Raw genomic sequence first — 13,682 nt, forward strand, 5'->3', positions numbered from 1 at the left:
GGGAACGAACTTTTTTCATGTCTTTTTTGAAGCGTGGATAAAGTGCTTGAATTCGCGAAGCTCAAATCATGGATACTTTATCCGAATTCTCAGATAATACCCAAAAAACCGTGGATATTATGTGATATAATAACGTTAAAGACAACAGTAAAGACATTAGAAAAGGAGCGATAGGGATGAGAGCGTTAATTAATGTTGATTATACCTATGATTTCGTAGCGGATGCAGGGGCATTAACATGCGGCAAACCGGGGCAGGAAATTGAGGGCAAAATCACTTCACTGACAAAAGAGTTTATCGATAATGGCGATTATGTCGTATTTGCCATTGATGTCCATGACGAAGGTGATGAATATCATCCGGAAACGAAATTGTTCCCGCCGCATAATTTGCGTGGAACGGAAGGCAGACATTTATATGGTAAACTTCAGGAAGTATACGAAGAGAACAAGCAGCGGAGGAATGTAGTTTTTATGGATAAAACAAGATACTCCGCATTTGCTGGAACGGACCTAGAAATCAAATTACGGGAACGGGGAATTACTGAGGTTCATATTGTTGGGGTGTGCACTGATATTTGTGTTCTTCACACGGCTGTCGACGCCTATAATAAAGGCTTTAAGATTGTTATTTACAAAGATGCGGTGGCTTCTTTTAATCCAGCGGGACACGAATGGGCCCTCGGACATTTTGAAAAAACGCTTGGGGCTATGGTTAAATAGTTTTATAAATGGTATGATTGTAAAAATAGTGTAAAGCTGTAATTGTATTTTGGAGGGCATATTATGAAACACATTTATCACGATGATAGTTTCACTCTGCATACAGATCTTTACCAGATTAATATGGCAGAGACGTATTGGAGGGATGGCATACATAATAAACGTGCAGTTTTTGATCTTTATTTTCGTAAGCTGCCGTTTGGAAATGGTTATGCAGTATTTGCCGGTCTTGAAAAAGTCATCCAGTTTATTCAGAACTTCCGTTTTAGTGAAGAGGACCTTGCGTATTTAAAAAATGAAGTCGGGTATCAGGATGATTTTTTAGGCTACCTAAAAGATATGCGTTTTACAGGCACGATTCGCGCAATGAGAGAGGGAGAACTTGTTTTTGGCAATGAGCCGATTTTGCGAGTTGATGCCCCCCTAGGAGAAGCGCAATTAATTGAGACAGCTTTGCTTAACATTGTGAATTACCAAACATTGATTGCCACGAAAGCATCTCGCATTAAACAAGTCGTCGGTGCTGAGCCAGCTGCGGAATTTGGGACAAGACGGGCCCAGGAAATGGACGCGGCTATTTGGGGCACACGGGCTGCATATCTCGGCGGGTTTGAATCTACAAGTAATGTAAGGGCCGGTAAATTGTTCGGAATTCCTGTCTCCGGAACCCATGCTCATTCGATGGTACAAGCCTATAAGGATGAATATACGGCTTTCCGTAAATACGCTGAAACACATAAGGATTGCGTTTTCTTAGTGGATACGTATGACACGCTTCGTCTTGGTGTACCAAATGCGATAAAAGTGGCGAAGGAATTAGGCGATAAAATTAACTTTATTGGCATCCGCCTTGATAGCGGAGACCTAGCCTATCTTTCAAAAGAAGCGCGCAAATTGCTCGATGAAGCTGGCTTTAAGGATGCAAAGATTTTTGCTTCAAGTGATTTGGACGAATATACGATTATCAATCTTAAAGCACAAGGAGCTAAAATTAACAGCTGGGGAATTGGCACAAAACTAATTACTGCTTACGATCAAGCTGCCTTGGGTGCTGTTTATAAAATTGTGGCAATCGAGAACGAAGCAGGACAAATGGAGGATACGATTAAAATTTCCTCTAATCCGGAAAAAGTTACTACTCCTGGTCTCAAAAAGATTTACCGGATTATTAATAATAAAAACCACCATGCAGAGGGCGATTACATCGCAATGGAGGATGAGAAGCTGCCGGAAAAACGGTTAAGCATGTTCCATCCGACCCATACGTATATTAACAAAGTGGTAACGAATTTTACGGCAAAAGAACTCCACGAGGATATTTTTGTGAATGGAAAGCTTGTCTATGAAATTCCTTGTTTAGAAGAATCGCGTGAATACGTGAAACAAAACCTAAATGCCCTTTGGGAAGAATACAAACGGACGATGAACCCTGAAGATTACCCAGTCGACTTAAGCAAAAAATGCTGGGACAACAAAATGCACAACATTGAAGAAGTAAAAGAAAAAGTCGCTGCGATGAAAGAGTAGCACTTATCGTATTCAACAACGCTCAGAGAATCACATGCTCTGAGCGTTGTTTTTGTATTTCTGACGTTTTTATAGGCTTTTAGAATGTTCTTAGTTGCAGATGGTAGTTCATTATATAGCGCGGAAAGGGTCTACGTGCCCGAAATCGGAAAGAGGAAGCTTGTTGGGTAACGTAAAACGGATCTACGTTACCGAAATCAAAAAAGAAGGCGGCTGGGTAACGTAGAAAAATTCTACAGTACCCAATCCGCCTTCCTCAAAAAGATACTTCCTTAAATTAACCTTTTATTACATAGAATGTCACAATGATAATAGCAACCGGTGCTAGATAGCGGATTAAGAAAAACCAAATATTAAATAACCCTAATGAAAAGCCGCCGCCTGCTGATAATTCTTCATATAAGGCGGATTTTTTTATTTTTAACGGTACGAAAATGGCAATTAATAGTGAGCCAAGAGGCATAAGCACATTGCTGACTAAATAGTCCGCCAAATCAAAGATGGTTTTTCCAAAAATTAAAACATCACTTAAAACTCCGTAGGATAGAGCAGATGGAATTCCAAAAATAAAGATGGCAATCCCGATGATCCATGACCATTTAGTTCGCTTCTTAACATCCCCTTTTGAAATAACTGAGACAATAATTTCAAGCATGGAAAACGCAGAGGTCAGCGCTGCGAATAAAAACAATACTAAAAAGGCAACAAAGAAGACCATGCCGAATGCCATTTGATTAAAGACATTTGGCAGTACATTAAACAGTAAAACAGGTCCAGCATCAGGCTTTAAACCGAATGAAAACACAGCCGGGAAAATAGCCAGCCCTGAAAGGACGATAATAAAAATATTCATTCCGACAATCGACAAAGCCGAACGGAATAAGCTTTCAGCTTTGGACAAATAGGAGCTGTAGGTAACCATAACCGAAACCCCGACACTCAAGGCGAAAAAGGACTGGCCTAGAGCAAAAAGAATCGTCTCGGCTGTTACTTTATGAAAATCAGGCTTAAATAAAAACGTGACGCCCTCCATTGCTCCATCTAATGAAAGAGATCTTATAATAAGTGCTATAAACAGGATGAAAAGCACCGGCATCATGATCTGGCTGGCTTTTTCAATTCCTTTTTGAATCCCTTTAGCTACAACAATAATAGTAAGAAAAATAAAGATAAACTGAACGGTTAAACTAATAGAAGGATTGGCGATGGTTTCGCCAAACAGCTGCTGAAACCCCGTTTGGTTTAAACCATTCAATTGACCGGTTACTGCCTTCCAAATATAGATAAGAATCCAGCCGCCGATCACGCTGTAAAAGGAAAGCAAAATAAAGCAGGTTACCATTCCTAAATAGCCAATCCAATGCCAGTTAGATTTCGGGGCTAACGCCTTATACGCTTGAACGGCATCCTTCTGCGTTCTTCGTCCAATGACGAACTCTGCCATTAACAGCGGCAGCCCAAGTACCAATGTAAAAAGAATAAAGATGAAAAAGAATGCGCCGCCGCCGCTCACTCCAGCGATGTAGGGGAACTTCCATATGGCTCCGAGTCCAATTGCGGAACCGCCTGCTGCTAAAATAAATCCAATCTTAGATGACCACTGTTCTTGATTTTTCAATGATTTGTTCCTTTCCCAATAATATTTTTAATAAAAAAAGCCTTCCAACCACTAATGGATGGCCGACTTTATCGTTTATAGTTGAAGTGACAAAACACTAAAATATAATAGTAGAATAACTTATAATTTTCACATTGTCTAATTAATTTTGACAATAGGGCAAAAGAAAAAGCAGGAACATAATGCGTTCCTGCTTTTTCTTATATTCAAATTTCTTTAATCTTGTCTAAAGTAGTCCATAAAGGCATGAAAGATTTCTATTCCCTGAAAGGTAAACATGCTAATGGCTGATAGAGAAAAGAAGCCGATTAATAAAAAACGAATCCACATAATTTTTGTCCTCCCTTGTTATTTTTTTAACTTAATAACTTGGGAGCAAGGATCAGATAATTCGATTGATGAAAAATCGGAATAAGAAAGGACGTATTACGGATCAAGCTTGCAGTAAAATGGGTTACTGTGATTCCGATTGTGGATAAGATGAAAAAGAGTACGAACAGGTCTGGCATATTGATGGGCTGTTTCTTTTCATCGTCCCACTGCGCCTTTACTTTCCATTCACCAAAAAAGATGGAAGCCTTCCCTTCCGTATGATTTGTCGGAGGAGTTTTTGGTCCATGAAAAATACTAAATGTCAGGAAGGTAAGGAGCAGGCTGATCGCTAAGCTTTTTGAGACCTTCATCATTATCCACTCCTTTCTATATGAGGATATTTATAATCATAAACACTTTTATTATATTTGAAAACAGAAAAGTTCTGACAAAATTCTCGCCTATTATTCTAAGGCGGGATTTTGTAGTCTAATGGCTGGTATTCTTTTTTAGATTAATTCCTTTTACTAAAATGCTTTTGTGTTCTAAAAAGATAATGCTTCTAGGTACCATAGCATATATGTTATGGGTTAAAGATACTATTATTTGGAATCAATACTAAATTGTTCCTATTTTAATTTATATTTATTTAAATGTTACTTTACCTTTAATTTACAAATCAGGAGTAGGATTAAAACTGTAACAAATCTATATAAAAGGGAGAGGTTTTGATGAAAAAGAAAAAGGTACTCGCAGTTTCGCTGGCTGCCCTCATGCTTGGCTCCACATCAGCATATGCCGGCTATACGCAATTAGTTGGCCCAAAAACAGATGGTACAGCTATCACACCTCATGGTTGGGCAGTTACTCCTGCGGGCAGTCAAGTAACACTAGGTGATTTCCCGATGGGAGGCGCGCTAAGCCCGGATCATCGATATCTTATCGTTTCCAATGATGGGCAAGGTGAACAATCGATTCAAGTCGTTGACTTGGCTGGCAAGAAAGTTATACAAACTGTTCCTTACAAGTCTCCAGAAGCTCTTTATCTAGGGGTCGTTTTCAGCCCGGATGGGAAAACCGTCTATGCATCAGCGGGAGGTAATAACAAAATTCGTGTTTATCAGTTTGATAATGGAACATTAACAGAGCAGGCTCCCATCAAGCTTACTGATAGCAAGAAAACCAACTTCTATCCAGCAGGTATTTCCGTTTCCCAGGATGGAAAGTTCCTTTTTGTTGCCAATAATTTAAATCACTCTGTTTCAAAAATTGATCTTGCTACAAAAGCTATTGAAAAAACGATAGCGGTTGGCAAAAATCCTTATACTACTCTACTAAACCAGGACGGGACATCCTTGTATGTCACCAACTGGGGAGAAAGCAGCATCAGTGTGCTAGACCCGCAAACACTTACACTTAAAAAGACCATTCCAGTTGGTCTCCATCCGAATGCGATTGTAGAAAATCCTACGAACGGGATGATCTATGTATCGAACTCTGACAGCGATTCAGTTTCCATTATTGACCCGAACCAGCAAAAAGAAATCAAAACCCTTTCGCTCAGCCCATATAAAAATGCACCGATGGGAAGTCAGCCAAACGCACTATCGTTAAGCCCGGACGGGAAAACCCTATACGTTGCCAATGGCGGCAATAACGATGTGGCCGTCGTAGATTTGCAAAAAGAAGAAGTGACAGGGTTAATTCCTACTGCGTGGTATCCAAGCGGTATCTTCACGTATAATAACCAGCTGATGGTACTGAATGCAAAAGGTCTGGGAGCAGGATCCAACCGAGAAGGACAGTACATAGGCAACATGATGAAAGGAACGATGTCCTTTATCAATGTTCCTGATGAGAGGCAGCTGAAGCAGTACACGAAACAAGTTGAAAAGAATAATGAAATTTATAAGCCAGCCGGATTCAGCGCCAGCGAGAAATTCCCGATTCCTCGCTTTGAAGGGCAAGAATCGCCAATTAAGCACGTTATCTATGTGATTAAAGAAAACCGCACCTATGACCAAGTATTTGGTGATATGGAAAAAGGAAATGGCGACCCAAGCTTAACCATTTTTGGAGAGGACATTACGCCAAATATTCATAAGCTTGCAGATCAATTTGTTTTATTAGATAACTTTTATGCCAACGCTGAAATCAGTGCTCAAGGACATAACTGGTCAACAGCGGCACAAGCCAATGACTATGTAGAAAAAAACTGGCTGGCTAACTATTCCGGCCGAAACCGCAGCTATGACTATGAAGGAGGAAACGAAGCCGCTTATCCGAAAGCCGGGTTCTTATGGACCAATGCTCTTCGCTCCGGCGTTACGTTTAGAAACTATGGAGAGTTTATCAATTATGACAAAAACACAGGGAAATATGTAGCGGCTGAAGCCTCTATGGGCAATAACTATGATCCAGATTTTCCTTCTTATAATCTTAAAATCTCGGACCTTGACCGCTATGCAGCCTGGGAAGAGGAATTCAATGAATATGTGAAAAATGGCAATCTGCCGCAGCTGCAAATCGTCCGTCTGCCTAATGACCATACGCTCGGAACAAAAGTAGGGGAGCTCACTCCGCAAGCGATGGTAGCCCAGAACGATTATGCTCTTGGAAAATTGGTAGAGGCGGTCAGCAACTCTCCTTATTGGAAAGACACCGCTATTTTTGTAACAGAGGATGATGCTCAGAACGGCTGGGATTCCGTTGACGCACACCGTACGACATCGCTCGTGATCAGCCCTTACACCCAAACCGGTAAGGTAGACAGCACTTTATATGATACTACCTCGATGCTTCGGACAATGGAAATGATTTTAGGGATGAAGCCGATGACCCAGTTTGATGCTTCAGCGGTTCCGATGGTCAACTCGTTTACTCACAAGCCCGACTTTAAACCTTTTGAACTGGAAGAGCCAAGATATCCGCTAGACCGTAAAAATGGTGAAAACGCCCCGATGGCAAAGGAATCAGCAGAGCTGGACTTCTCCGGCGTCGACCATGCTGACTCTGATAAATTAAACAAAATTCTTTGGAAGGCAACAAAAGGGGACAAGCCATATCCTGGTGAGAAAAAAGGACATGATAAACAATAGAAAAATAAAGCTCATAGAGACAAAACTCTAGTGAAATTTGGGAGTTTTGTCTTTTATGAGGGCTCTTGGGGATAAAAGAATAGTGAAGGTTGCTAGAACTGTCTTTGAGAAAGGGTCCTTGGCGACAAAACTCTAGTAAATAGTGTTAGAACTGTCTTTAAGAAACACTGCGAGCGGCCCAGACAGCATTATCATGAGACATGCCACTGGGCCGCTCGTTATTACATACTTTTTTAAAGGAAGGTATAGTCCTATGATTCGGTTTATTGAAGGAACGATGAAGCGGTCGGTTTTGATTCTTACTTGCGTAGTACTGATACTTGCGTGGGGGGCCATGTCGGCGTTTCAGATGCAGCGGGATTATCTGCCGCCGATTAATAACACGGCGCTTATGGTTACCATCCAGGCGGATTCCTATGAAGCGGAACAGGTTCAACAAAGCATCACCGCCAAGGTTGAAGAAGCAGTCCGGTCTGTTGATAAGCTTGATTATATCGAGAGCAACTCCTTTGATGGCGGCTTAATGGCGAGCCTGTTTTTTCCAAGTCAAACCGATATGGAAAAAGCTGAAGCAGATGTCAGGGCGGCGGTTGGAAAGGTAGATTTCCATGAAGAGGTGAAACCTCCGGCGATTACCAGGCTGAGCACGAACTCCTTTCCTATCATGCGGTTAAGTTTAACGGCTGGTTCAGAAACAATCAATGAAAACGAGTTACGTACGTCCATTCAAGAGAAAGTAGCCAATGAAATACAACGTGTCCCAGGAGTAAGGGAAGTACGTGTCACAGGGGCTGGGACTGACGGGTATGTTGTTACATTAAAAGCCGATGCGTTAAAAACTTACGGAATCACCATCAAAGACGTTCAAAAAGAACTTGCTTCGATGCACCCAATTTGGCCTCAGGGAACCATTAAAGAACAAGGCGGTCCGACTGGGCAAATCACCATGCCCATCCGCGTTACAGGCTGGAATATCAATAGTGACGATTTAAATCAAGTAACCATTCCTATTCAAGACGGGGAACCAATAAGACTGCCCGAAATCGCCAGCATCGAATCCAGTATTGTAGACTTACAAACTATTTCCCGAACAGGCGGGCAGGCCAGTGTCCTGCTGGATGTCTTAAAAACCCCTTCTTCAAACGTTACGGATGTGACCGAACGAATCAACGAAAGAATAAAAGATATCCCAGAAATCCAGGCTAATTCTGTTAAACTATCTGTTTTAGTGGATCAGGGACAAGATATCAATGCTGCTTTAAAAGGATTAATCAAAGAAGGACTATTAGGTATTCTTTTCTCGGTTGTCTGTGTGTTTTTATTTTTCCGAAATGTACGCTCCACTTTGATTATTGCTTTAACCTTGCCGATCTGCCTTCTGTTTACCATGGCCATTCTGAAAACAATGGACGTCAGTCTTAATATCTTAACTATCTCCGGATTAATTGTGGCGATGGGGCGGGTGGTCGATGACTCAATTGTTGTCATGGATAATATGTACCGGAGGCATATGGAAAAACACAACAGGCCGATCAGGGCACAGGAATTGGCGGGAGGGGCCGTCGAAATGATTCCGGCCATTGTTTCGTCTACTGCTACCACAGCTGCTGTGTTTGTACCGATTTCCATTATCGGCGGCATGATTAGTTCGGCTTTTTCCGGATTTGCCTGGTCCGTGGTGATTGCCCTAGCAACGTCGTTAGCCGTTTCGATTATTGTCGTCCCGGCTTTAGCCCATCTATTATGGAAACATAAGCCTGCAGCAAATTCCTGGGATATCGAGCCAAAAGCGAAAAAAATCATTCAATGGGCATTTTTAAAGAAAAAAGTAGTGGTCGGGTTAGTATTGTTGATATTTGCTGTGACGATTGTAGAAGCCCTGTTCCTGCCTGTGAACTTTTTTCCAAGAGGCAATTCAAAGGATGCCTCCATTCAGGTTGAGCTTCCGGAAGGAGCCCAGCTCTCTGAAGTGGATGCAGAGGTCAAAAACATTGAAACAATCCTAAAAAATAATCGGGATGTCGAGACGTATTCTTCGACGCTTGGTTCGACCTTCATGCCGATGTTTGATGATGTGTTTGATGAAGGCGGCGGCTGGATGCAAAAACAAAATATTGCTTATGTTAATGTTGGAATTAAGGATGAAATCGATATTGATACCTTTGTAAAGGAGCTGCGGGGAGAGCTTGGAAGATTATCTACTTCCGCTGTCTATACTGTATCGAATCAAAATATTTCTGGAGATGATTCCCGCTTAAAAGTAATTTTAACAGGGGGAAACCAGCAGGAGTTAGCTGCGGCGAGCATTTCGGTACGAAGCAAGCTGCAGATGATTCCCGGCTTAAGTATCGAAGGAGCAGCAAATGATGCTGATGCTCCCATCAAACATTATCTTTCGCTAAATCAGGAAAAAATCCAAAGCTTAGGAATCAATGTGGATGAGGTTCTTAACAGGATTCAAAATTATTTACCTCAAGATGTACGGATGGATGCTTTCTCAGGTGACGTTCAAACACCTATCGCTATCAAGCTGGACAATAAGGATTTTCAAATTTCCGCAGCGGATCCGAGCCCTGAAACTACAATTTTATCAGAAATCGGTCATGAAATGTTCAAGGCCAAGGATGGTTCTCAGGTATCATTGGCTGAAATTACGACGCTGGAAACCAGCGGTCAAACGGTAATCAGCGAAAGGGATGGCCGTCCGTTTGCCGCGGTCACGGGTAATATTATTACAAGAGATTTCGGCAAGGTAACCAAACAGGTTAAAGCGACTATGGATAAATTGGATCTTCCGCCGGGCGTGGAATATTCGCTGGGAGGAATTTCACAGCAGGTGAAGCAAATGGTTGTCGAGATGAGTCTCGCTCTAGCTTTATCGATTTTAACCGTCTTGATGATTGTAGGCAGTGTGTTCCGCAGCTGGTATGCCCCTGTTGCTGTTCTGATGTGCGTGCCAATGGCGCTAATTGGATCGGTGTGGAGCATGGCTGTTTTCGGAATGGAATGGAATCTGGCGGCATTGGTCGGCGTGTTGATGCTTGCCGGGATTGCAGTGACCAACGGAATCGTGCTGGTTGATAAAATTGAACGGAATCTTGCCGGCGGGATGGAAGCAAAGCAGGCGATTTTGCTCGGAACGGCGACAAGGGTCAGACCGGTATTGATGACAGCAGGGACAACCATCTTAACCTTGCTTCCATTAGCATTCTCCAATAACGCCAATACCATTGTGTCTCAAACACTGGGAGTTGTGGTGGTAGGAGGAATGATTAGTTCTACGCTGATCTGCCTCTTGGTGGTTCCGATTATGTATGAATGGCTTGATGGTAAAATTGGGAAACCTAGAAAAATGAGATACAGCCAGCGGGAGCTGTCTGCGTAAATTCATAAAATGGTTTTAAGAGGACTGTTGATGGGCAGTCCTCCTTTTTTATAAAAAATTACGATTCCTCGTATCGGAAATTTAAAACATGTTCAGTAGCTGATGGAAAAAATTCCAGAAAACATTAGGTTGTCCTACCATCGACTTTCGCATTGTGCCCCGCTTTGTGTTACAATCTCTCTAGTTATTACGGAGAAAAGGAAGAAGCAAATGAGCAGAACATTGCCAGTTAATAAAAATGATTATATAGATGTAGTTTTTGAAGATTTGACCCATGACGGGGCAGGGGTAGCAAAGGTTGACGGTTATCCCCTGTTTGTTGCGAACGGACTGCCAGGTGAAAAAGCAAAGGTAAAGGTCATTAAAACGGGAAAAAGCTATGGTGTAGGCCGGTTAATGGAGCTATATGAAAAGAGCCCGTATCGAGTGGATATTCCGGCGAACGAAAAACATAAATACGGAGGCTGCCAGCTGGAGCATATCAGTTATGAAGGTCAGCTTAAATATAAAGAAAACCAGGTACGGCAGGTGCTTACCCGAATTGGGAAGCTTGAGGATGTTGTGGTGCATCCAATCTTAGGAATGGAAAATCCATTTCATTACCGCAACAAGGCACAGGTGCCTGTCGGTGAAAAAGACGGCAAGCTGATCGCTGGCTTTTTTAAACCAAGAAGCCATGAAATTGTTGATACGGATGAAAGTTTGATCCAGCTGCCGGAGGTCAACGAAGCGATTCAAACGGTAAAAGAGATTTGCTCTGAGCTGGGAATTCCTGCGTATCATGAAGAATCTCATAAAGGGGTATTGCGCCATATTATGGCCCGGTACGGAAAGAAAACTGAAGAACTTATGGTAGTCATTATTACCAAGACAGCGGATATTCCTCATAAGAACAAGCTGGTAGAGGAAATCACAGCGCGTCTCCCTATGGTAAAATCGATCGTTCATAATATCAATTCAAAGCGGACAAATGTCATCCTTGGGGAAAAAACAACGGTTCTCTGGGGCAGCGAAGTCATTTATGACTATATCGGTGATGTGAAATTTGCGATATCTGCTTTATCGTTTTATCAGGTCAATCCGGTTCAGACAAAGGTGCTCTATGATAAGGCACTTGCGTATGCGGGCTTAACTGGTGATGAGAATGTAATCGATGCTTATTGCGGTATTGGTACGATTTCATTATTTTTAGCACAAAAAGCGAAGAAGGTATTCGGAGTAGAAGTTGTACCAGAAGCGATTGAGGATGCAAGACGGAATGCCAAGCTGAATGGTATGTCAAATGTAGAATTTGCAGTCGGAGAAGCTGAGACTGTGATTCCAAAGTGGTATAAAGAAGGAAATTCTGCTGATGTATTGGTAGTTGACCCGCCACGCAAAGGCTGTGACGAAGCCCTGCTGCAAACGATTATAGACATGAAACCGAAAAAAGTGGTGTATGTATCCTGTAACCCAGCTACATTAGCAAGGGATTTACGGATATTAGAAGACGGGGGATACAAGACGCTGGAAGTGCAGCCGGTGGATATGTTCCCGCATACTACACATGTGGAGTGTGTATCACAACTCATATTAAAAGTGTAACTGACCATTAGAAATTTTCAAACCATAATAAACTTTTTCCACGGCTTATCCACAGAGAGAATAAAGTTTGTACAAAAAAGGAAGAGGAAAACGCCAGTTATCCCAGCTATATCAACAAGTGTGAAAAAAGCGTTGAGGAAAAAGTCTTTTCTAACTCGGTAAAAAGCGTGAAAAAAGTGGGAAGAAACGTGAATTTTTTGATAATATGGAGGTAAAGCGGGAGAAAGGTAGCGACTTTATTATCACCAGCGAACGAAGGAATAACGGGAAATTAAGTGGGAAATTCAAAGGGAATATTATTACAGCACATAGTTGATCAGAAAGTAGAAAGAGTCCATCAACTTTTTTTACGGTTAAGGTTTTAGAGTGCATTTTATATTGTAGGAAAAAATAATTGATGGGAGAATTCGATGATTAAAAGTAAAAAGCGTTTAGAGGAAGTAGATAGACTATTCAGCATACTCGCTTATTATATTGAGTACCAGAATAGTAAGGGACTATTTGATATTAATAAATATTGTGAGGACTTTTTCTGTGAGTTATTAAATAAAATATATGACATGAACCTTGAAAACTTAAATGCAATAAAAGTAAACTTCCCTGCTGTAGATTTAGGGGATTATGATGAAGGAGTCTGTTTCCAGGTTACTTCATCAGCTGGGAAAAGTAAGATAGAAAAAACTGTTGCAAAGTTTATTGAAAATGGTTTACAAGAGGATTTTGAGGAACTGTATATTCTTATTTTAGGTTCTAAAAAATCCTATAAGAGTGGAATCGATACAGATGGGAATATAGAATTTGAAATAAAAGAAAATGTGATTGATTTAAAGGATTTGGTAAAAAAAATCAGTACATTAAATAAAACAAAGGTTGAAGAGATAATTGAATATTTGAATGAAAATCTTAATGAAGGCATTAGTGAGGAAAGCTATCTTTCTGGTCGTGAGATTGTTGTGAGTAAGATGCCAGTGAGTTTTACGAGTTACCTTGATTACTATAATGTTACTGATAAAGAAGAAGCTAATTCCATTATTGAAGCGATAAAAATGTTCATAAAGGAATTTGAAACTCTTGACATCAAAACGAGAGAGGTAGTTTATGCTATTTTAGAAAAGAAGGTCTCTATTAAGCATGAAGGAATATACTTTAATCATGTGGAAGTAAGGAAGTTTTTAAAAATAGGGATAAAGGAGCTACAGGAGGAATTTCAAATTCTTCAAGATAGAAATTTTATAACTTCTGCGGATGATAATGGAACAGATTATGATAGGATTAGGTACTGGACAGGAGATTGGGAATTATTGCATGAATTAGTTGAATATATTGAAATGAAGAATGGTGTCAAAAAAACATTTTTAGACTTAGATTTCACGCTTTTAGACTGAGTTTTCAGATGATTACATTGAAGTACATATGATTCGTTGTGGGAATAAGGT

Annotated in this window: 8 protein-coding genes; 6 read left to right on the forward strand and 2 right to left on the reverse strand. The window is 41.0% G+C overall.

Annotation, left to right across the window (positions count from 1 at the left end; all coding sequences use genetic code 11):
• Positions 1 to 176: 176 nt before the first annotated feature.
• Together IE222_RS20770 and IE222_RS20775 are read left to right on the forward strand one after the other, a co-directional pair.
• Positions 177 to 722 (forward strand): cysteine hydrolase family protein, encoded by a 546-nt coding sequence (locus IE222_RS20770; RefSeq protein ID WP_191276170.1) that lies wholly within the window; start codon positions 177 to 179, stop codon positions 720 to 722.
• Between the two features lie 63 nt (positions 723 to 785).
• Entirely contained in the window at positions 786 to 2,249 is a 1,464-nt protein-coding gene (locus IE222_RS20775; RefSeq protein ID WP_191276171.1) for a nicotinate phosphoribosyltransferase, read from the forward strand.
• A 277-nt stretch (positions 2,250 to 2,526) separates the two neighbouring features.
• On the opposite strand, the gene IE222_RS20780 is transcribed toward IE222_RS20775, so the two are convergent.
• The gene (locus tag IE222_RS20780) at positions 2,527 to 3,867 is read right to left on the reverse strand and encodes a sodium-dependent transporter (protein WP_191276172.1); all 1,341 of its coding nucleotides are present in this window, start codon (positions 3,865 to 3,867) and stop codon (positions 2,527 to 2,529) included.
• 356 nt (positions 3,868 to 4,223) lie between these two features.
• Positions 4,224 to 4,553 carry a hypothetical protein gene (locus tag IE222_RS20785; RefSeq protein WP_223282830.1) on the reverse strand — a complete coding sequence of 110 codons (330 nt, stop codon included), beginning with the start codon at positions 4,551 to 4,553 and terminating at the stop codon, positions 4,224 to 4,226.
• Positions 4,554 to 4,910: 357 nt separating this feature from the next.
• Between IE222_RS20785 and IE222_RS20790 the strand changes: the two genes are divergently transcribed.
• The 4 genes from IE222_RS20790 to IE222_RS20805 all read left to right on the forward strand — a co-directional run bounded on the left by IE222_RS20790 (position 4,911) and on the right by IE222_RS20805 (position 13,631).
• Positions 4,911 to 7,277, forward strand: a complete 2,367-nt coding sequence (locus IE222_RS20790; protein ID WP_191276174.1) for a bifunctional YncE family protein/alkaline phosphatase family protein — start codon at positions 4,911 to 4,913, stop codon at positions 7,275 to 7,277.
• 253 nt (positions 7,278 to 7,530) lie between these two features.
• A complete protein-coding gene (locus tag IE222_RS20795) occupies positions 7,531 to 10,662 on the forward strand; it encodes an efflux RND transporter permease subunit (protein WP_191276228.1) in 3,132 nt (1,043 codons plus the stop codon).
• Between the two features lie 210 nt (positions 10,663 to 10,872).
• Entirely contained in the window at positions 10,873 to 12,246 is a 1,374-nt protein-coding gene (rlmD, locus tag IE222_RS20800) for a 23S rRNA (uracil(1939)-C(5))-methyltransferase RlmD (protein ID WP_191276176.1), read from the forward strand.
• A gap of 410 nt (positions 12,247 to 12,656) precedes the next feature.
• Positions 12,657 to 13,631 carry an SMEK domain-containing protein gene (locus IE222_RS20805; RefSeq protein WP_191276177.1) on the forward strand — a complete coding sequence of 325 codons (975 nt, stop codon included), beginning with the start codon at positions 12,657 to 12,659 and terminating at the stop codon, positions 13,629 to 13,631.
• The last annotated feature ends 51 nt before the right edge of the window (positions 13,632 to 13,682 follow it).

This window comes from Neobacillus kokaensis, from assembly GCF_014656545.1.
Taxonomy (GTDB): Bacteria; Bacillota; Bacilli; order Bacillales; family Cytobacillaceae; genus Neobacillus; species Neobacillus kokaensis.

Excerpts from the sequence above, each read along its gene's own strand:
- IE222_RS20770 (WP_191276170.1), top strand. The coding sequence starts at position 177 with ATGAGAGCGTTAATTAATGTTGATTATACCTATGATTTCGTAGCGGAT.
- IE222_RS20775 (WP_191276171.1), top strand. The coding sequence starts at position 786 with ATGAAACACATTTATCACGATGATAGTTTCACTCTGCATACAGATCTT.
- IE222_RS20785 (WP_223282830.1), bottom strand. The coding sequence starts at position 4,553 with ATGATGAAGGTCTCAAAAAGCTTAGCGATCAGCCTGCTCCTTACCTTC.
- IE222_RS20790 (WP_191276174.1), top strand. The coding sequence starts at position 4,911 with ATGAAAAAGAAAAAGGTACTCGCAGTTTCGCTGGCTGCCCTCATGCTT.
- IE222_RS20795 (WP_191276228.1), top strand. The coding sequence starts at position 7,531 with ATGATTCGGTTTATTGAAGGAACGATGAAGCGGTCGGTTTTGATTCTT.
- rlmD (WP_191276176.1), top strand. The coding sequence starts at position 10,873 with ATGAGCAGAACATTGCCAGTTAATAAAAATGATTATATAGATGTAGTT.
- IE222_RS20805 (WP_191276177.1), top strand. The coding sequence starts at position 12,657 with ATGATTAAAAGTAAAAAGCGTTTAGAGGAAGTAGATAGACTATTCAGC.